This window comes from Stenotrophomonas sp. 22692 (assembly GCF_052045015.1).
GTDB classification, from domain to species: domain Bacteria; phylum Pseudomonadota; class Gammaproteobacteria; order Xanthomonadales; family Xanthomonadaceae; genus Stenotrophomonas; species Stenotrophomonas geniculata.
The window spans coordinates 60475-79509 of sequence record NZ_JBQEMR010000015.1 but is presented as its reverse complement, the minus strand read 5'-3'; the positions used below and the strand labels follow the sequence as shown (position 1 = coordinate 79509).

Here is a 19035-nt window from a genome sequence, read left to right as displayed (position 1 = left end):
GGGCGGTGTCGGAGTGCGGGGTGTCAGCCGCATGGATGCGGCTGCCAAGCCTCCAGGGACGGATTTACGGCGTCCCCGCACTCCGACACCGCCCCGCCATCCCACGGAATGCACGCTGTTGCCGTTGCTGTTGCCCCGGCTTGTAGCGGGTGCAGGGCGCAGCCCTGCAAAGAACCCTACCCTCGCGGTCGGCTGCGCGACGGCACCAGTGCGAACGTATCCACCGCCAGCTTCTCGGCATGGTTCAACCACGCGCGGATCTCCAGATCATCCACTTCGTGATCCAGCCCGAACGACACGTTGATCTTGCCGTTGGCATCGGGCTGCACCCACTGCTGGGCCAGCACCACCTTGCGCTGCGACGACACCGCTTCGATCCAGAAACCACGATCCGGGCGCGTACTCGCCACCAGCTGCAGCATGTACTGGCCGGCGCGGGTACGGCGGCCCTTCTGGGTGATCATGTGTGCCTGGCGCACGCTCGGGCGTGGGCCCTGGAAGGCGTCCAGCGGCGCATCCACGGCAATGCCGCCACGCAGGTCGTTGTCGCGGTACAGCTTGATGCCGTTGTCGCGGTTGACGAGCAGGGCGCACCAGTCACCGTCGGCCGAGCCGTCCTCGAACGCGGTGCAACGGTCGACATAGGCCAGGGTGTTGTCCGGGTTGGCATCATCGAACTGGCGCGAGGTGTTTTCCAGATACACGGACTTCAAACCCCAGTCCTTGTCGTACTCGAGCAGCACCGGTGGCTGCACGTGCTGCAGGCCGACCACCACCTGGTCGTCGCCGTCGATCTTCAGCTCGCGGGTCGGTTCACCCAGCCACAGTGAACGGGCGAAGGCCAGGTACTGCGGGTAATCGCGGCCGCCATCGCGCTGGGTGGCCACGCTGGCGCTGGGCGCGCGCTGGGTATCGATCAGCGAACGGCCAAAGCCCATCGTCTTCAGGTTCGGGTCCAGCAGGCTGAGCAGGGTCGCACCCGAATCCAGGGTGGTGCCGGCGTCGGCGCTGAGCTGCTGCGGGGCAATGCCATCGCCCAGGAACAGCAGCAGGTTCTCGCGTTTCTGCCGGGTCAGAATGTGGGTCAGATCGTTGGGCATCGCCAGGTGATCGGAGGCGATCACGATCAGCGTGTCCTTGCCGTAGGGGCTGGCCTGGATGCGCTGCACCAGCTGCGAGATCAGCCGGTCACTGCACTTGAGCGCGTTGAGCATGTTGATGTTGCCGTACTGGCTCTGGTAGCGCTCGCCCTTGCACGACACCGGCAGGTGCCCGGCCGGGTGATGGGTGTCCATGGTCAGCGTGGTCAGCATGAACGGCGAGCCGGCGCGCGAGAGCTGCTCGAAGCGCTGGTAGGCGGTGTCCAGGAGCACGTCGTCGTGCACGCCCCAGGCCGAGTAGTGGATGCGGCCGATCTTCTTCTGCTGCTTGAACCAGGCCAGGTCATGCACTTCATCGAAACCGTGGCTGGCCAGGAACTGGCCCTTGCCGGCGAACTGGCCGTTGGCACCGCCAAGATAGTGGTTGGTGTAGCCCTGCTGCTTCAGGTAGTCGCCCAGGCATACCGCCTTGGGCAGGAAGCTGCCCATGCGGTCCATGCTGTTCTCATCGCCCTGCGAGGTGGTCAACGGCACACCGCACATCGACGACACCAGGCCGGCGATGGTCCAGCCGCTGCCTTCGGCCGAGGCCAGCCCGCGCACGTCCAGCGACTTTGTGGCCAGCCGGTTGAGATTGGGCATCAGGCCCGGGAACACGTTCTCATCCAGGTAGGTGCGCTCCAGGCTTTCGCCGTAGATCCAGACGATGTTGCGCGGGCGCTGCAGCGGCTGCGTCGGCACCTGGTACTCGGGGGCGATGCGCGCGAAGTCGACCGGGCGCAGCTGCTGGTAGAGGCGCTGGCCGTCGCGGGCCAGTGGGCTGATCATGATCGTGGCCACCCACACGGCCGCGAAACCGGCGAACAACGCGCCACCGTGGCCGGGCCGGCGCCAGCGCTTCACCCGCGTGGCGAACAGCGGCAGCAGGGAGACCAGCGCCAGCACGATGAAGCCGGCGATGTAGCCCTTGAAGTCGGAGACACCGGCGCCTTCCATGTCGGCGCCGAGGTGGTACAGGGTTGCAGCGTTGAGTCCATCACCGGACAGCTTGTCGATCAGCCACCACGCGCTGAGCATGAGCAGCAGCAGCGAGAATGCGCTGGCCTTCCACCACACCCACTTGTCGGACGCGAGGAACAGCCAGCACAGCAGCAACAACGACAACAACAGTATCCAGAGCATAGGCAGCTTCGGCAGTGACGGAATGTTGATGGACGTCGTACCGACGCGTGTCCATCCGACCGGCGCTGTCGCAAGCACATGCACATGACAGGCCGATGACCCGATAGTGCATGCACGAACCTGACTGAAATGTTTGTTGGAATGACGCGCGCGAAATCGCGCTCAGAAGGTAAAACGAGCGTGAAAGGCTACGTTGGATTGCATTAAAATCCGCATGAATAGGGCGTTTTCGTTGATGCGCTAGCGATGCCCGCGTTCTTCGCGTGCCCGTGCGCGACGGTCGAACAGCAATGCACTGGTCACGATGCCAAGGCCGAGCACCACGCCGATGAACAACAGAATCAGCGCAATCAGCGGGTAGCCGAACAGATGCCAGCCGGTGTCGATCTTCATCATCATCGCGGCGGCCATGATCAACGCGGCGCTGATGATGCCGGCCGCGACGCGGTTGGCGATCTTCTGCAGGTTCTCCATCAACCGTGATTCTTCCAGGCCGGTCACCTTCATCTGCAGGCGGTTTTCGGCCAGCAGGGCCATGATGTCCGACAGCTTGCGCGGCCCATCGCGCAGCAGCTGCTGCAGCTCCATCGCCTCGCTGGCGAGGTTGGCGGCAGACAGCGATTTCTTCAGGCGTGCGCGCATCACGTGCTGCAGCTGGCGCTCGACGATGCGACGTGTTTCCAGCTCTGGTGCCAGCAGCCGGCACACGGTTTCCAGGTTGAGCAGTGCCTTGCCCAGCAGGCTCAGTTCCGGCGGCGTGCGCAGCCCGCAGGCGGTGGCGATGCGCACCATGTCCAGCACCACGCGGCCTTCGGAAAACGTGCCGCTGGCGGCGTAACGCGCGATCAACTGGCCGGTCTCGCGCAGATAACGTTCCTCGTCGAACGCCTCCAGCCGCGTGCTGATGCTGATCAGGTCGTCGGCCACTTCCTCGCCACGGCCATCGACCGCTGCGAACAGGATCTTCAGCAAGCGCTCGCGCAGGCGCGGCGGCATGTGCGCGACCATGCCCAGGTCGAAGATCGCCAGCCGGCCATCGGGCATCACCCGCAGGTTGCCCGGATGCGGATCGGCGTGGATCTCGCCATGCACGAAGATCTGGTCCAGGTAGCCGCGGATCAGCGCGGCGGCAAGCGGATCCATCGATTGCTCGGTGCGGCGCACATCGGGAATCGCATCCACGCGCACGCCGGTGGCCAGTTCCATGGTCAGCACGCGCTGGCTGCTGTAGTCCCACAGCGGCTGCGGTATCCACAGGCGGCGGAACGGCTTCAGGTGCCGGCCGAAGCGGGCCAGGTTCTCGGCCTCGGCGTGGTAGTCCAGCTCCTGCATCAGGGTCTTGGCGAACTCGTTGAGCCAGTCGCGCAGGCGCACGCGGCGGCCGACCTGGGTCAGGTGGTCGGCGGCCAGCGCGAAGCTGCGCAGCGCCTCCAGGTCCGAGCGCAGCTGCGCGGCGACTTCAGGCTTCTGCACCTTCACTGCTACCTGGCGGCCATCGTGCAGCACCGCGCGGTGCACCTGCGCGATCGACGCGCAGCCCAGTGGCTCGGGATCGAACGCAGCGAACAGCTTGTTCACCGGGGCGCCCAGTTCCTGCTCGACGATGGCATGGATGCGCTCGACCGGAATCTCGGCCACCTTCTCCTGCATGCGCTCCAGCGCCGTGGCGAACTCCACCGGCACCATGTCCGGGCGGGTAGAGAGCATCTGGCCCAGCTTGACGAAGGTGGGCCCCAAGGCTTCCAGGTCACTGACGAACTGTTCCGGGTTGCCATCTGCCGGTACGTCGGCCGGATTGCCCGCGGCATCCAGGTTCATGCCGGAAAACACGCCTGAATGGCGGTAGCGCATCAACAGGCGCAGGATCTGGCTGCGCCGGTTCATGCCTTTGACCAGCGGGGGATTGCCATTGGCGGTGGGCGGATTGCTCAAGCGGAACTCCCATGCGGCAAAGACGGTCGTGCCGGCCGCTGGCCAGCAATGTCCGGATTCCGCAGTGTCGCCGGGGGGCGGTAGGCACGCGGTGAATCCGACCGCTTCCGCAGCCGCCCCGGTATCGGTCAGAATCCGCTCATTCCCTCTCTGGACTTCCCATGGCCGGTGCCAGCCTGTTCGCCCTGCTCGACGATATCGCCACCCTCCTCGACGATGTCTCGGTCCTGACCAAGGTCGCGGCGAAGAAAACCGCCGGTGTGCTGGGCGACGACCTGGCGCTGAACGCGCAGCAGGTGACCGGGGTCAACGCCAACCGCGAGCTGCCGGTGGTGTGGGCGGTGGCCAAGGGCTCGCTGGTCAACAAGGTGATCCTGGTACCGGCAGCACTGGCGATCAGCGCCCTGGAGGCCTGGCTGCACAGCCGCGGCTGGAACGTGCCGCTGATCGTGCCGCTGATGATGATCGGTGGTGCCTTCCTCTGTTTCGAAGGCGTGGAGAAGCTGGCGCACCGCTTCCTGCACTCAGCCGAGGACGACGCCGAGCATCAGGCCGAACGGCGCAAGGCGCTGGCCGATACGCAGGTGGACATGGTGGCGTGGGAGAAGGACAAGGTGAAGGGCGCGATCCGCACCGACTTCATCCTCTCGGCCGAGATCATCGTGCTGACCCTGGGCGTGGTGGCCACCGCGTCGTTCACCAACCAGGTGGTCACGCTGGCCGTGGTTGCATTGGCGATGACGGTGTTCGTCTATGGGCTGGTCGCGGGCATCGTGAAGCTTGATGACGTCGGCCTGTACCTGTCGCGCAAGGGCGGCGCCATTGCCGCTTTCGGTCGCGGCCTGGTGGCGTCGGCGCCGTGGCTGATGAAGTTCCTGTCGGTGGCTGGCACCATCGCCATGTTCCTGGTCGGCGGCGGCATCCTGGTGCACAACGTGCCGGCGCTGCACCACGCGGTGCAGGCGCTGGGCGGTGAAGGGCAGTGGGGCTGGCTGATCAGTGCTGCGGCCAACATGGTGGTCGGCATCATCGCCGGCGCCATCGTGCTGGCGGCGGTGACCGGGTTCCAGAAGCTGCGCGGGAAATGATCTGTAGAGCCGAGCCCACGCTCGGCTGCTCTACGGCGCTGCGCGCCGCCGCCCGAGCATAGGCTCGGGCGCTACAGCGTCTGCACGCTGGATCATCAGCCCGCCTGCACCCGGTTCTTGCCTTGCCGCTTGGCCGCATACAGCGCGTCATCGGCGCGCCGCAGCAGGGTCTCGGTATCGTCACCGGGCTGCCATTGCGCCAGCCCGGCGCTGAAATGCACCGGCACGCGCCGGTCCTGCACGGTCAGCACGCGGTGCGCCAGTGAACGTTGCAGGCGCTGCACGGTGGCCATGCTGTCGGCGCCCTGGGTTTCCGGCAGTACCAGAACGAACTCGTCGCCGCCCAACCGTGCGATGCCGTCGGTGGCGCGCAGCAGCAGCTTGCACACGGCCACCAGGTGCTGCAGCAAAGCATCGCCACCAGCGTGACCGTGCGCCTCGTTGGTCAGGTGGAAATCATCCAGATCGATCACCGCCACGCCCAGCGGCGAGTTGTTGCGCATGGCACGCGCCAGCTCACGCTGCAGCAGTTCGTCCAGGCCGCGGCGGTTCAGTGCCTGGGTCAGCGGATCGATACGCGCCAGGTCACCAGCAGCACGCAGCTCCTGCTCCAGCTCGGCAATGCGCTGCTCTGCGCGTTCCACTTCCTGCCGCGCGCTGGCCAGGTGATCGCGGGCCTGCGCAGCCTGCTGCTGTACCTTGCCGGTATCGCGCATCACCTCCTGCAGCAGCTGGTTGAGGTCGGCGATGCTGCGCGCCTCACGCAGCTGCAGCGCGTAGCTGCCGATGCGGTCATGGTACTCACCGGTGCTGGTGGCCATGCCATCCATGCGCTCGATGAACTCGCCCATCAATCCGCGCATCGCCGCTTTTGAATCGTCGATGCCCTGGCGCAGCAGTCCCTGCTTGTAGATCACTTCGCGCAGTTCGGCGCGGGTGCGCTCGACTGCTTCGGCTTCCAGCGGACCATCCAGCAGATGGCGCACCGCCGCGATCTGGCCCTGCAGCCAGCTGCGGTCATCTAGCAGCTCGCTCACGTTCTCCAGCAGCAACGCGAACAGCTCCAGCAGCAGCGCCTGCTGCTCCTGCCAGCTCTCGGCACGCACACCGACCTGGTGGCCGAGTTCGCGCACGCCCTGTTCGATCGGCTCCAGTGCGGTACCCGGTTGCCACTGGCGGAGGCGCGTGGCCAGGGCCTGCGCTTGCTCGCGCAGGTCCGGGTCGTGCTGCAGCAGGGCCACCACCGCACCGCCCAGCAGCAGCCGCAGCTGCTCGGACAGGCGCAGGCTTTCCGGCTGCCCGTCCGGGGAATGCTGCTCGATGGTGCGGATGTACTTGTCGATCAACTGCCGCATCGCGCGGCCGTAGCGCGGCCAATCGGCGCTGGCCTGCGCCGATTGCAGGCGGTCGCCCATGTCGCCCAGTTCGCCGGGCAGGGTGGCCATGCCGTTGGCGAACGCCGCCAGCAGCGGTTCCGGCGCGTCGGCGCCTGCGAACAGCTGCTGCAGGGCCACGCCACCGCCGCCCTGCAGTACCACGCGGTCGCCCAGGCCATCGTCCACCACCGCGCGCACGCGTGCCGGCGGCCCAAGGGCGGTACCGGGGGCAGGGCGGTGGTCGGGCTGGTCCGTCATGGAGCGAATCCTGGGGCTGGCAGGGACTGGTTCCAGCATATCGGCGCGGCCGCCGACGGCTTGAACGGCTAGGATGGGCGACAGGATGCCGCAGTGGAGGTGCTGATGCGCGTGATGTTGCTGGGGGCGACCGGCCTGGTCGGTGGGCTGACCCTGCCCAGGCTGCTGGACGACCCGCGCTGCAGCGCCGTGGTGGCGCCCACTCGCCGTCCGTTGGGTGTAACTCACGGGAAGCTCGAGAACCCGGTGCTGGCCTTCGACGCGCTGCCCACTTCGCCAGAATGGGCGCGCGTGGACGCGATCATCTGCGCGCTGGGCAGCACCATGGCCCAGGCCGGCAGCCGCGAGGCCTTCCATCGCATCGATCATGACTACCCGCTGGCGTTCGCACGCCTGGCAAAAGCACAGGGGGCGCAGACCTATGTGCTGAATTCCGCAGCCGGCGCCAACCCACAGTCGTCGATCTTCTACAGCCGGGTGAAGGGCGAGCTGGAGCGTGATCTGCGTGCGCTGGACTTCAATTCGTTGACCCTGGTCCGCCCAGGACTGATCGGTGGCGAGCGCAACGAGGTTCGCCGCGGCGAACGCCTGGCACTGACGGTGCTGGGTGCACTGGGGCCGGTGTTGCCACGGGCATGGCGGATCAACCCGGCCAGCGAAATTGCCAGGGCGCTGGTCGAGGCTGCGCTGGCCCCGCAACCGGGCGAGCACGTGGTGGCATCGCGCGCGCTGGTCGGCTGATGTCGCGTGCGCTGCGCCTGACCCAGCTGCTGCAGCTGCTGCGCCGCCATCGACGGCCGGTGGCCGGGCAGACGCTGGCCGACGCGCTGGGCATCAGTCTGCGCACGCTGTACCGCGATATCGAGACCCTGCGCGAGCAGGGCGCTGACCTGCGTGGCGAGGCCGGCGTCGGCTACCTGCTGGCACCGAGCGATACCTTGCCTCCCATGACCCTGCCACCGGCCGAGATCGATGCGCTGGTGCTGGGCCTGCGCTGGGTCGCCGCCCGCACCGAGCCGGCGCTGGCCGAGGCTGCGCGTGACGCCCTGGCGCGTATCGCGCATGTGTTGCCTGCGGCGCGCCGCGAAGCGCTGCGTGACAGTGGTCTGCGCGTGGGCCCTTCGCGCGCTGCGGCCAAGGTTCCCGCGGCTCGTCTGCAGGCAGTGCGTGAAGCTGTGGGTTCGCAGCAGCGCCTGAAGTTCGCCTACGAGGACGCGCACGGCCAGCGCAGCGAGCGCATCGTCTGGCCGTTCGCGCTAGGCTATTTCGACGAAGTGCCGATGCTGGCGGCGTGGTGCGAAGGCCGCGAGGACTTCCGGCATTTCAGGCTGGACCGGATCCGTCAGGTGCGCGTGCTGGAGGATCACTACCTCGTGCCACGCGCCACCCTGCTGCGGCGCTGGCAGAAGGCGCAGGGCATTGCGCCGGATTGGCTGGATCGTTCGTAGCGTCGGGTTTTCCCGCCTGCTTCCGCGCTTCGCTTTCTGCTGCTGGTGGGATGGAGTGGTGGCCTTTGCTCTTTGCTCTTTGCTGATTGCTCTTGGTAGATGTCGAGCTTGCTCGACCGCCTTGGATCTTCGCGAACAGCAGTCGAGCAAGCTCGACCTCTACTAGGGCAATGGCAACAGCAGTCGAGCAAGCTCGACGCTGCTGACAGAATCTGTCAGCAGGTCCGTACCACCATGGACGCTCCCAACAACGGAGCTTCCCTATGTTCAAGCCCAGCACCCTGCTGCAGTACGTGCGCGACGTCGCCGCCAGCGCCACCTTCTACAGCGGCATCCTCGGCAAACCGCCGGTCGAGCAGTCGCCCGGCTTTGCGCTGTTCCTGCTCGGCGATGGCGCCGCACTGGGCCTGTGGCAGCGCGATGACGTGCAGCCGGCGGTGTCCGCGCAGGCCGGCGCTGCGGAACTGGCGATGTTGGTCGCCAAACCCGAGACGGTGCAGCAGACGCACGATGCGTGGCGCGCGCTAGGCGTGCAGATTCTGCAGGCGCCGGTGACGCTGGAGTTCGGCCACACCTTCGTTGGAGTGGATCCTGACGGGCACCGCCTGCGTGTCTACAGCCGCGCCGAGGGCATGGTCGCGCGCGATTGAATCAGGGAGGGAGCCGGTACATGCCGGCTCCTGGACCTACCCCTGCTTCTGCGCTGCTTCGATGACGATTGAAAATGTCTCGTCGTCCTGCGAATCCCACTCAATGGCCAGCTGGGCCAGCTCTCCGACCACATCGCGGCCGGGATTGCACCGCCTGAGTTCCTTGATGAACTGCCGTATCTGACGGGGCGTCAGTTCACAACCTGGATAATCAAACAGATTGAGCGCGGCATCTGAAGAACGGTCCAGCAGTTCAGGCGCGAGGATGGAATAGGCTTTGATGTAGAGCGAGAGCGGAATATCCGACAGGAAGTTCTCGGCTGCACACATGATCGACGCGTCATGTGGCGGGTTCCGAAGGAATTCCCTCATGACCGCAAGGACGACTTCTACCGACGGTGGTTTCGTCAGTGGTCTGTAGAAGTGGTTGGCGTATGCACGGTCACCTTCGTGGGTGACCACAGCATTCGATAGTGTTGCGAGCATCGTGATCCATACGTCAGCGTCCAGCGGTGTAGCCGGTTCGGCGTGTCCTTGTTGATCGGCACTGGGGATCACCGCCCGGACGATGGGCTCGCCGTTGCGCCATGACTGCAGACGGGAGTCGATAATTGCGTACACCTGCTCCTGTTTGTCCCACATGGCGTCCGGCGAAGGCGTGGCATCTTGAGGGAACAACGAGAAGAAGTCTGAGAGGAAGGTGGCGCGTGGACTGAAGTACTCGACAGTGAAGTCCAGTGCATCCTCGCTGAGAGCATTGCCGGGAATCTCACCATGAAATGCCGCCTGCAGGTTTGCGACGAGTTCCATTGGGGAATCTGACCGAGCGATGGTCGATCCCACCGGCTGATCGATGAAGGCGCCCGTTGAAGCCAACCATCGCAGATAGACCAGTGTTGGAATCGGAAGCTCGTCCAGTGCTTCTTCCGGTGATGGCAATGACCCGAAGGGCCGCTCGTGGAACAGCTGGGCACCCTTGGCAAGGAAAGCATCAATGATCGTGGTTGGGGGCATGACGGAACGGGTGGGGCGAGAGGCTTGATGCTAGAGCGCTTGGCGAGGGAGTCCATGCAACTATTCTCAAACGCGTTTTCGCTCTTCCTTCGGTGGCCAGGAAGACGGAGCCGAGCATGGCTCGGCTCTACGGTAGAGCGGGCACAAAAAACGCCGGGCAGTGCCCGGCGTTTCTCCAATTCATGTGCCAACCAAGGTTGGCACCCACCGATCAGCTGGATCAGCTGGCCAGTGCCAGGTCGTCCATCATCGCGCGCAGGAAGCGGGCGGCCTCACCACCGGTAGCCGCGCGGTGGTCGAAGGTGACCGACAGCGGGATCACCTTGTGCGCTTCCACGCCGCCCATCACCGGGGTCATCTGGTGGCGGGCACGGCCGGCACCGACGATGGCCACGCACGGCGGTACCACGACCGGGGTCGCGTAGCGGCCGGCGAACATGCCGAAGTTGGACAGCGAGATGGTGTAGCCGCTCAGTTCCGAGGCGGCGATCGAACGCGATTCCACCTGCTCGCGCAGGCGGTTGACGCCCTCGCGGATGCCACGCGCGTCGAGCATGTCGGCATTGCGCAGGGCCGGCACGAACAGGCCGTCGTCGGTGTCCACCGCGATGCCGATGTCCACCTGCGCGTGCAGGGTGCGGGTCAGCGCTTCACCGTCGAACCAGGCGTTCATCGCCGGCACCTTCTGCGCGGCGACCACGATCGAACGCACCAGGCGGGCGGTGACGTCGTTACCCGGCAGCCAGGCGTGGATGTCGGCGTCGTCGTTCAGCGTGGTCGGCACGACCTTGCTGTGCGCGTCGGCCATGACGCGGGCCATGTTGCGGCGCACGCCCTTCAGCGGTTCCGGCTGGCCCTTGGCGACCACGCCCGGCGGCTGGGTGCGCATCGGCTTGCCGGCGGCGGACAGCGGAGTGCGGGCTTCGCTCTGCACCGGGGCAGGTATCTGCGCCGGGGCCGGCGCGGCATACGCGGCGGCAACCGGTGCCGGGGCGGCGCCGAGTTTGGCGGTGCCGTTGGCGGCGGCCTGCTTGACGTCGGCCATGGTCACCGCGCCATCGGTGCCGGTAGCGGCCACGCGGCTCAGGTCCACGCCCAGCTTGCGCGCCATCGCACGCACGGCCGGCACGGCCTTGACGCCACCGACGGCCAGCGCCTGTTCGGCATGCACGGTGTTGGAGCTCTGCATCGCGCCGACCACGGTACCGGCGTCATCACGCTCGGCAGCGGCGGGCTTGGCTTCTTCCGCAACGACCGGTGCAGCCGGCAGCGGCGGCGGGGTCGGGGCGGCTGCAGGCGCTGCGTGGCCATGGCTGTGGCCGGTGTCCTGGCCATCGGCACGCTGCGGCAGGTTCGGGTCCAGTTCGAAGCTGGCCAGTACCGAGCCGGTCGGGATGATGTCGCCGGCGCCGCCGGACAGTTTCAGCACCTTGCCGGAGAACGGCGAGGGCACTTCCACCACGGCCTTGGCGGTCTCCATCGACACCAGCGGCTCGTCCAGCTTGATCACATCGCCTTCCTTGACGAACCACTCGACGATGGTCGCGTCCGGCAGGCCTTCGCCCAGGTCGGGCAGGTTGAAGTTCTTGGTCTGGCTCATTTGCAGTTCTCTTCCAGCAGTTCCAGTTCGCGGGCCGGCAGCCAGCCCGTCGCGCCATTGGCGCGCTCGGACCACCACCACCCACCGTGTTCGTGATGAAGCTTCACCATCTCGCCACTTTCCACATCCAGCTCGCGGGCGTCGTAGTCGCACAGGGCTTCGGCGCGACCCTCGTCCAGCAGCTGCAACCAGGCGATGGGCGCCCATCCAGCGCGCCCATCGTTGGTGCGTACCCAGGCAAACGCCGGCCATTCCTCGTCACGGACACCTACTTCGACGATCTGGCCGGTGTGGAACCGGAGCGGGTTGGGATACTGGCTGCGGTAAGCCCCCAGAAGGCGGGCCCGCACGTCAGCCGGCCGCCACCGCGCGCTTGGCTGCAGCCACGATCCGCTCAACGCTCGGCAGGTACTTCATTTCCAGGCGGAACAGCGGAATGTGGGTGTCGTAGCCAGTGACGCGTTCGACCGGCGCCAGCAGGTCGTAGATCGATTCCTCGGCCAGGCGCGCGGCGATCTCGGCGCCGAAGCCCGCGGTCTTCGGGGCCTCCTGCACGATCACGCAGCGGCCGGTCTTGGCCACCGATTCGGCGATGGTGGCGAAGTCCAGCGGGCGCAGTGTGGCCACGTCGATGACTTCGGCACTGATGCCTTCGCCGGCCAGCTTGTCAGCCGCTTCCAGTGCTTCCTTCACCTGCGCGCCCCAGGTCACCAGGGTCACGTCGGTGCCATCGCGCAGCACGAAGCAGACGTCCAGCGGCAAGGCTTCGCCGTCGTTGACGACCACTTCCTTGTACTGGCGGTAGATGCGCTTGGGCTCCATGTAGATCACCGGATCCGGTTCGCGGATCGCGGCCAGCAGCAGGCCGTACGCACGCTGCGGCGACGACGGCAGCACCACGCGCAGGCCCGGCACGTTGGTGAAGATCGCCTCGTTGGCTTCGCTGTGGTGTTCCGGCGCGCGGATGCCACCGCCCCACGGCACGCGCAGCACCATCGGGCAGTGCAGGCGGCCACGGGTACGGTAGCGCAGGCGTGCGGCGTGGCAGACGATATGGTCGACCATCGGGTACATGAAGCCATCGAACTGGGCTTCTGCCACCGGCTTCATACCCTGCGCGGCCAGGCCAATGGTCAGGCCGGCGATGGTGGTTTCATCCAGCGGGGTGTCGAGGATGCGTTCGGAACCGAAGCGCTGCTGCAGGCCGGCGGTGGCGCGGAACACGCCGCCGTTGACGCCCACGTCCTCGCCCAGCACCAGCACCGACGGGTCGTGCTCCAGCTCCCAGGCCAGCGCCTGGGTGATGGCTTCGATGAGGGTGATCGGCGTGGTGGTCATGCTCTCTTCTCCGCGCGCGACAGCAGCGCTGTCGGCGGCGTTGGTGTGCGCGCCGGGCGCGCCGTTCTTGATCTCATCCATGGCGCTTCTCCAGGGCGATCGCCTGGGCACGCTGGGCCAGCAGGTCCGGCGGCGGATCGGCATACAGGAAGTCGAACATCGCCTCGACCGGCTGCACCGGCGTGTTGAGGTACAGGTTCACTTCCTCGTCCACGCGCGTGCCGCACTCGGCAACCCAGGCGGTTTCCTCTTCTTCGCTCCACACACCGGCGTTGATCAGGTACTTGCGCAGGCGCAGCATCGGCTCGCGCTGCCAGGCATCCTTCACCTCGGCGTCGTCGCGGTAGCGGCGCGCGTCATCGGCGGTGGTGTGGTCGGACAGGCGGTAGGTCATCAGTTCCAGCACGGTGCCACCGTCGCCGGCCAGCGCACGCTCGCGTGCCTGCTCCATCGCCGCCAGCACGGCGATCAGGTCGTTGCCGTCCACCTGCAGGCAGTGCAGGCCGCCGGCCAGGCCCTTCTGCGCCAGCGTTTCGGCACCGGTCTGGGCCGAGCGCGGGACCGAGATGGCCCAGCCGTTGTTGACGATGCACAGGATCAGCGGCAGCTTGTAGGCGCCGGCCGAATTCAGTGCCGCGTAGAAGTCGGTCTTGGAGCTGCCGCCGTCGCCGCACACGGCCACCGCGATCTGCGGTTCCTTGTTGAGCTTGAACTTCAGCGCGGCGCCTGCGGCATGCAGGCACTGGGTGGAGATCGGCACGCAGAACGGGAAGTCCTTGGCCGCGTTGCCGCCGTAATCGTTGCCGCGTTCGTCGCCGCCCCAGTACATCAGCACGTCGTGCGGGCGCACGCCACGCATGAACATCGCGCCATACTCGCGGTACGAAGGCGCGAATACGTCGTCCTTCTGCATCGCTGCGCCGATGCCCACGTGCGCCGCTTCGTGGCCCAGGCAGGCGGCATAGGTGCCCAGCTTGCCGGTGCGCTGCAGCGCGATGGATTTGCTGTCGAACGTACGTACGAACAGCATCTGCTTGAACAGCGGTACCAGGACCTTGGGGTCGCGCAGCGACGCGGGCAGGTCATCGCGGACGAGCTTGCCGTCCGCGTCCAGGTACTGCAGGTATTCGATCTTGAATTCAGCGGCAACCGTCATTGCGTACTGCACCTTCGACAGAGAAGTTACAAATGATATGAATCGCCATGTTAAGGAACGCGTACGGAATAGCCTTCCTGCGCCGCAACACGGCAACGCCCTGTTTTACCCCTGCCGGCGGGTGGGGGGCCAATAACAACAACGTATTCAGTCGTTGCTGCAAAGCATCAGAATACGCCTCTGGCTGACTGCTGGCGCAACGACCCGATCGGTTCCACGCGCAGGCCCCGCATCGGCCAATGCTCCACGGGGCACCGCACGCCCCGGTATGGACGGCGCGGCTGCCCGCGCGGCTGGCAACGCGCTACCCTTGCCGCCCCCGATCTGGCCGCACCCATGTCCGTCGACAACAACCAACGCGATCTCGAAGCCGGCATCCACACCGACCTGCAGGGGCGCCTGACCTACGGCGGCTACCTGCGGCTGGACCAGCTGCTCAGCGCGCAGCAGCCGCTGTCCAACCCGCCGCACCATGACGAGATGCTCTTCATCATCCAGCACCAGACCTCGGAGCTGTGGCTGAAGCTGCTGGGCCATGAGCTGCGCGCCGCAATCGGCTTCCTGCAGCGCGATGAAGTCTGGCAGTGCCGCAAGGTACTGGCGCGCAGCAAGCAGGTGCTGCGCCAGCTGACCGAGCAGTGGTCGGTGCTGGAAACGCTGACCCCGTCCGAATACATGGGCTTCCGCGACGTGCTGGGCCCGTCCTCGGGTTTCCAGTCGCTGCAGTACCGCTACATCGAGTTCCTGCTGGGCAACAAGAACGCGCAGATGCTGCAGGTGTTCGAGCACGATGCGGCCGGACAGGCGCAGCTGCGCACCGTGCTGGAGGCGCCCAGCCTGTACGAGGAGTTCCTGAAGTACCTGGCCCGCTTCGGCCACGCCGTACCGGCCGTGTATGAAAACCACGACTGGACCCAGCCGCATGTGGCCGACGACGCACTGCAGCCGGTCTTCGAACGCATCTACCAGGACACCGACCGCTACTGGCGCGAGTACGCGCTGTGCGAGGACCTGGTGGACCTGGAGACCGCCTTCCAGCTATGGCGATTCCGACACATGCGCACCGTGATGCGGGTGATCGGCTTCAAGCGCGGCACCGGCGGCTCGTCCGGGGTGGGCTTCCTGGCCAAGGCGCTGGAACTGACCTTCTTCCCCGAGCTGTTCCAGGTGCGCACCAGCCTGCAGGCCGGGCCCCCGTCAGCGCAGGGCTGATCCGTATTCAGCTTGGATCCCGGCCACTGGCTGGATCGTTTCAGATGCAAGTTCAGCGAGCAGGCTGGCACCTGCCTCAAACGGCGTGTATTTGACGTGAACGCCAGAAGTCGGTGATCCTCGCGCGTTGCTCCAACTGCACAGCGGACGTGCTCGTCATCCACCGAACCAGGAAACCCGCATGAGCGTAAACGCCACTGCGAACACCCCAGAGCCGGCGCTGCCGGACTTCAAGACCACGCTGGGCCACCCGCGCCCGTTGTGGATGCTGTTCATGACCGAGTTCTGGGAGCGCTTTGCGTTCTATGGCATCCGCTGGGCCTTGGTGCTGTACATCGTTGCCCAGTTCTACAACGGCAGCGCTGCCGGTGAAGGCGACGCCAGCCGCATCTACGGCGCCTACCTGGCCCTGGTGTATGCCGCAGCCATCTTCGGTGGCTACGTGGCTGACCGGGTACTGGGCTATCAGCGATCGATCCTGACCGGCGCGATCATCATGGCCGCCGGCCTGTTCATGATCTCGCTGCCGCAGGAGCACATCTTCAAGCTCGGCCTGGCCACGATCATCGTCGGCAATGGCCTGTTCAAGCCGAACATCTCGACCATGGTCGGCAAGCTGTACGGCCTGAAGGACGAGCGCCGCGATTCGGGCTTCACCATCTTCTACATGGGCATCAACATTGGCGCGATGATCGCCCCGGTGCTGACCGAGTACCTGGCCCGCAAGGTCTTCGGTACCGATGCCATGCCGTCCTACAAGGTCGTGTTCATCGCTTCGGGCGTGGGCATGCTGATCTCGCTGGTGTGGTTCTACATCGGTCGCGCCGGCCTGAAGGGCATCGGTGCACCGCCGGCCGGCGCTGAAGGCTTCGGCCGCATCATCATGGTGCTGGCCGGTGCCGTGGTCGCCATCCCGGTCGCGTACTTCCTGCTGGCCACCGGCGCCACCGCGCTGGCCTGGATCCTGGGTGCGATGTTCACCGCGCTGGCCATCCTGCTGCTGGTCGAGGGCATCCGCGAGGGCAAGGTGCAGCGCGACCGCGTGATCGCCATGCTGATCATCTTCGCCTTCAACGTGATGTTCTGGATGTTCTTCGAACAGGCCGGCAGCTCGTTTACCTTCCTGGCCGAGAACATCGTCAACCGCCAGTTCGGTGAATGGACGTTCCCGACCGCGTGGTTCCAGTCGGTCAACTCGGTGGCCATCATCACCCTGGCCCCGATCATCGCCTGGATCTGGGTGGCCATGGGCCGCGCCAATCCGTCCATCCCGCGCAAGTTCGGCCTGGGCCTGCTGTTCAATGGCGCCGCCTTCGCCCTGCTGATGTACGCGCTGTCGCAGATGGTCGTGGACGGCAAGATCCCGTTCTGGACCCTGTTCATGGTCTACGTCATCCAGTCCGTGGGTGAGCTGTGCCTGTCACCAATCGGCCTGTCGATGGTGACCAAGCTGGCCCCGGTGCGCCTGGTCGGCTTCGGCATGGGTGGCTGGTTCCTGTCCACCGGCATCGGCAACAACCTGTCGGGCATCTTCGCCGGCGTGATCAGTGGTGAAGGCGGCATGACGGTCGAGTCGGCCCTGAAGGGGTATACCTTCGGGTTCTGGGCCCTGATCGGCTCCGGCGTGGTGCTGTTCCTGATCGCCCCGCTGATCAACAAGCTGATGCACGGCGTCAAGTAACGATGAGAGGGTAGAAGGCATGCGCATGAAGCTCGGTGGAGCAGTGGTGGTGGTCTGTGCGGCGCTGATCGGCGCCTGTTCCCAACCGCAACCGCCTGCCGCCGCCGAGCCTACGCAGCCGCTGGATACCCGACCCACCGAGCCACCGGTCGCTGACCCCAGCGAACCGGTGGCCTCGGGCAACACCCCGGTGGCGGCGGATATTGCCGCCATCGCCGGGCTCGGCGCGCAGTTCGACCCGGCCCGCAACCCCGCCGATGACCTGGCCACCGCCAAGGTGGAAGCCCAGCGGGGCAAGAAGCGCATCCTGCTGGAGATCGGCAACGCCGCCTGTGAGCGCTGCCGGGCGCTGGACGATGTGGTGGAAGGCAACGGCGACCTGCGTCGCTTCCGCGATGCCCACTACGTGTGGGTAAAGGTCAACGCCAGCGACGAACAACCCAATACCGCTTTCTTCGCCCAGTTCCCGATGATGGAGCGCGACTACCCGTACCTGCTGGTGCTCGATGCCGATGGCGGACTGCTGGTGTCGCAGGCCACCGGCGAGCTGCGCAAGGGCGAAGCCTTCCAGCCCGCGCGCATGACCGCGTTCCTCAAGCAGTGGGCACCCGACAAACCGGAATAGGGTAGTGCCGGTCGCTGGCCGGCATGCTCGGCAGGTGCCGACCGTTGGTCGGCACTGATGTCGGGTCGCATCCACGCATGGCGTGGATCTACTGTGGTTGCGGTCACATTCCCGAAATCGGCATCTCAATATCGCAACGCGCTCGCCGTTACCGGCAAGGACCTCAGCCGACACCCGTCGATGCAACCTACCGGAACGCCCATGCACAGCGACCACGCCGAACGACTGCCCGAACCTGCCAGTACTCTGGCCGAAGGCGAAGCAGGCGAGGGTGTGACCCTGCCGCCGCAGGAGGCGCTGCTGGATGACGCCGGTACCGGCGAGGACAGTGTTGAACTGGCCCCGCCGCGCCATCGCCTGCCGCAGATCGCGCTGCCCGACAACGTGGTGCTGAAGGGGGCGGTGCAGAAACTGGTCGAGCAGAAATCACGGCTCGATGCATTGGCCGCCGACGGCCAGCTGGCCGGGTTGCTGCCGCCGGAATGGCAGGGCCATGGCGTGCGTGCGATCGAACTGTCCACCTTCATCCAGGGCGTGCTGCCGTTCCTGCAGCCAGGCGAGCGTGGCGAAACCGCGCCCGCGCGCCTGCCAGTGCGCCATGTGCTGGGGGACGACAGCCGTTGGGGCCTGGACGATGTGTCCGAACCGAAATCGCTGGCCTGGTACCTGGCTAGCGACGAACGCGCCGCCGCCGGCAGCAAGGACGTGGCCGAGGCCTATCTGGTGGGTGCACTCGGCCTGGCGTGGATGCAGGAAGGGCGCAGCCGCCCCGGTTTCCTGCGCGCGATGGGCCAGGACAGCCTGGCGGCACGGGTGACCATGCTCGGCTATCCGCCGGCCAACGAACTGGCGCTGTACAGCGTCACCGCGCACGGCCAGTCGCAGATCTGGTGCGTGCACGGTCGCCGTCGCATGCGTCCGTTGGTAGCGCCGTGGCTGAGCGTGCCGGTGCTGACCGCCTACGGCGTGCCGGCGCCGGTTGCGTGGCCGTCCAGTTTCCCGCCGGTGGAGGCCGTGGCCGAGCTGCTGGCGATCGCACGGCAGGGGCGCGCGCTGCCGGAAGTGGACCTGGCCAAGGCGGTGGCGAAGATCGCCGAAGATGCCGCATCCGATGCTTGGCAGCCGGTCAGCCTGTTGCAGCTCAACACCTGGTCGCCGCGCTGGCATTTCTTCCTGGGCACCTTCGTCGGCCTGCCGTCGCTGCTGCTTGTAGCTGCCGCGCTGGCGCTGCCGGGGGCGGTCGAAGCGGCCACGGTTGCCGCCTCGCTCGGCTTCGCCGGCGGTGCCATTGCCGCACTGGCGGTGCCGTGGATCCATGCGCGCCGCAAGCATCTGAGCTGAAATAAGGGGACGGAGGGGATTAAGCCGTAATCAG

The 19035-nt window shown here is 66.4% G+C and carries 16 protein-coding genes; 8 read left to right on the top strand and 8 right to left on the bottom strand.

Features of this window, described 5'->3' with window-relative positions:
• Positions 1 to 176: 176 nt before the first annotated feature.
• Positions 177 to 2282, bottom strand: coding sequence for a phosphoglycerol transferase I (locus tag ACTJJM_RS12940; protein WP_049480608.1), 2106 nt, complete (start codon positions 2280 to 2282; stop codon positions 177 to 179).
• 240 nt (positions 2283 to 2522) lie between these two features.
• Entirely contained in the window at positions 2523 to 4166 is a 1644-nt protein-coding gene (locus tag ACTJJM_RS12935; RefSeq protein ID WP_224329419.1) for an ABC1 kinase family protein, read from the bottom strand.
• 209 nt (positions 4167 to 4375) lie between these two features.
• Here ACTJJM_RS12935 and ACTJJM_RS12930 point away from each other — a divergent pair, with 209 nt between their 5' ends.
• The gene (locus tag ACTJJM_RS12930; protein WP_010482694.1) at positions 4376 to 5302 is read left to right on the top strand and encodes a DUF808 domain-containing protein; all 927 of its coding nucleotides are present in this window, start codon (positions 4376 to 4378) and stop codon (positions 5300 to 5302) included.
• A gap of 95 nt (positions 5303 to 5397) precedes the next feature.
• Here the strand turns inward: ACTJJM_RS12930 and ACTJJM_RS12925 are convergent, their stop codons facing one another.
• Positions 5398 to 6936 (bottom strand): GGDEF domain-containing protein, encoded by a 1539-nt coding sequence (locus ACTJJM_RS12925; protein WP_010482693.1) that lies wholly within the window; start codon positions 6934 to 6936, stop codon positions 5398 to 5400.
• A gap of 105 nt (positions 6937 to 7041) precedes the next feature.
• Between ACTJJM_RS12925 and ACTJJM_RS12920 the strand changes: the two genes are divergently transcribed.
• From ACTJJM_RS12920 to ACTJJM_RS12910, 3 genes are all read left to right on the top strand, one after another.
• Entirely contained in the window at positions 7042 to 7677 is a 636-nt protein-coding gene (locus ACTJJM_RS12920) for an NAD-dependent dehydratase (protein ID WP_241883468.1), read from the top strand.
• The gene (locus ACTJJM_RS12915; RefSeq protein WP_241874077.1) at positions 7677 to 8384 is read left to right on the top strand and encodes a helix-turn-helix transcriptional regulator; all 708 of its coding nucleotides are present in this window, start codon (positions 7677 to 7679) and stop codon (positions 8382 to 8384) included. The genes ACTJJM_RS12920 and ACTJJM_RS12915 overlap by 1 nt, the downstream gene beginning before the upstream one ends.
• 263 nt (positions 8385 to 8647) lie before the next feature.
• Positions 8648 to 9034: a VOC family protein gene (locus tag ACTJJM_RS12910; RefSeq protein ID WP_049435714.1), complete on the top strand. Its 387-nt coding sequence runs from the start codon at positions 8648 to 8650 to the stop codon at positions 9032 to 9034.
• A 36-nt stretch (positions 9035 to 9070) separates the two neighbouring features.
• On the opposite strand, the gene ACTJJM_RS12905 is transcribed toward ACTJJM_RS12910, so the two are convergent.
• The 5 genes from ACTJJM_RS12905 to pdhA all read right to left on the bottom strand — a co-directional run bounded on the left by ACTJJM_RS12905 (position 9071) and on the right by pdhA (position 14142).
• Positions 9071 to 10048, bottom strand: a complete 978-nt coding sequence (locus ACTJJM_RS12905; protein WP_241874076.1) for a hypothetical protein — start codon at positions 10046 to 10048, stop codon at positions 9071 to 9073.
• A gap of 220 nt (positions 10049 to 10268) precedes the next feature.
• Positions 10269 to 11648, bottom strand: a complete 1380-nt coding sequence (locus ACTJJM_RS12900) for a dihydrolipoamide acetyltransferase family protein (protein ID WP_010482688.1) — start codon at positions 11646 to 11648, stop codon at positions 10269 to 10271.
• Entirely contained in the window at positions 11645 to 11998 is a 354-nt protein-coding gene (locus ACTJJM_RS12895) for an SH3 domain-containing protein (RefSeq protein ID WP_005411349.1), read from the bottom strand. The genes ACTJJM_RS12900 and ACTJJM_RS12895 overlap by 4 nt, the downstream gene beginning before the upstream one ends.
• Before the next feature lies 1 nt (position 11999).
• A complete protein-coding gene (locus tag ACTJJM_RS12890; RefSeq protein ID WP_019338598.1) occupies positions 12000 to 13067 on the bottom strand; it encodes an alpha-ketoacid dehydrogenase subunit beta in 1068 nt (355 codons plus the stop codon).
• Positions 13060 to 14142, bottom strand: a complete 1083-nt coding sequence (pdhA, locus tag ACTJJM_RS12885) for a pyruvate dehydrogenase (acetyl-transferring) E1 component subunit alpha (RefSeq protein ID WP_019338597.1) — start codon at positions 14140 to 14142, stop codon at positions 13060 to 13062. Before pdhA ends, ACTJJM_RS12890 begins: the two co-directional genes overlap by 8 nt.
• A 336-nt stretch (positions 14143 to 14478) precedes the next feature.
• Between pdhA and ACTJJM_RS12880 the strand changes: the two genes are divergently transcribed.
• From ACTJJM_RS12880 to ACTJJM_RS12865, 4 genes are all read left to right on the top strand, one after another.
• Positions 14479 to 15354, top strand: a complete 876-nt coding sequence (locus tag ACTJJM_RS12880; protein ID WP_019338596.1) for a tryptophan 2,3-dioxygenase — start codon at positions 14479 to 14481, stop codon at positions 15352 to 15354.
• Positions 15355 to 15535: 181 nt separating this feature from the next.
• Complete coding sequence (locus ACTJJM_RS12875; RefSeq protein WP_440865704.1) at positions 15536 to 17035, top strand: peptide MFS transporter; 1500 nt, start codon at positions 15536 to 15538, stop codon at positions 17033 to 17035.
• Positions 17036 to 17054: 19 nt separating this feature from the next.
• A complete protein-coding gene (locus tag ACTJJM_RS12870) occupies positions 17055 to 17660 on the top strand; it encodes a thioredoxin family protein (protein WP_440865702.1) in 606 nt (201 codons plus the stop codon).
• Between the two features lie 201 nt (positions 17661 to 17861).
• Positions 17862 to 19001, top strand: a complete 1140-nt coding sequence (locus ACTJJM_RS12865; protein WP_126560931.1) for a hypothetical protein — start codon at positions 17862 to 17864, stop codon at positions 18999 to 19001.
• The last annotated feature ends 34 nt before the right edge of the window (positions 19002 to 19035 follow it).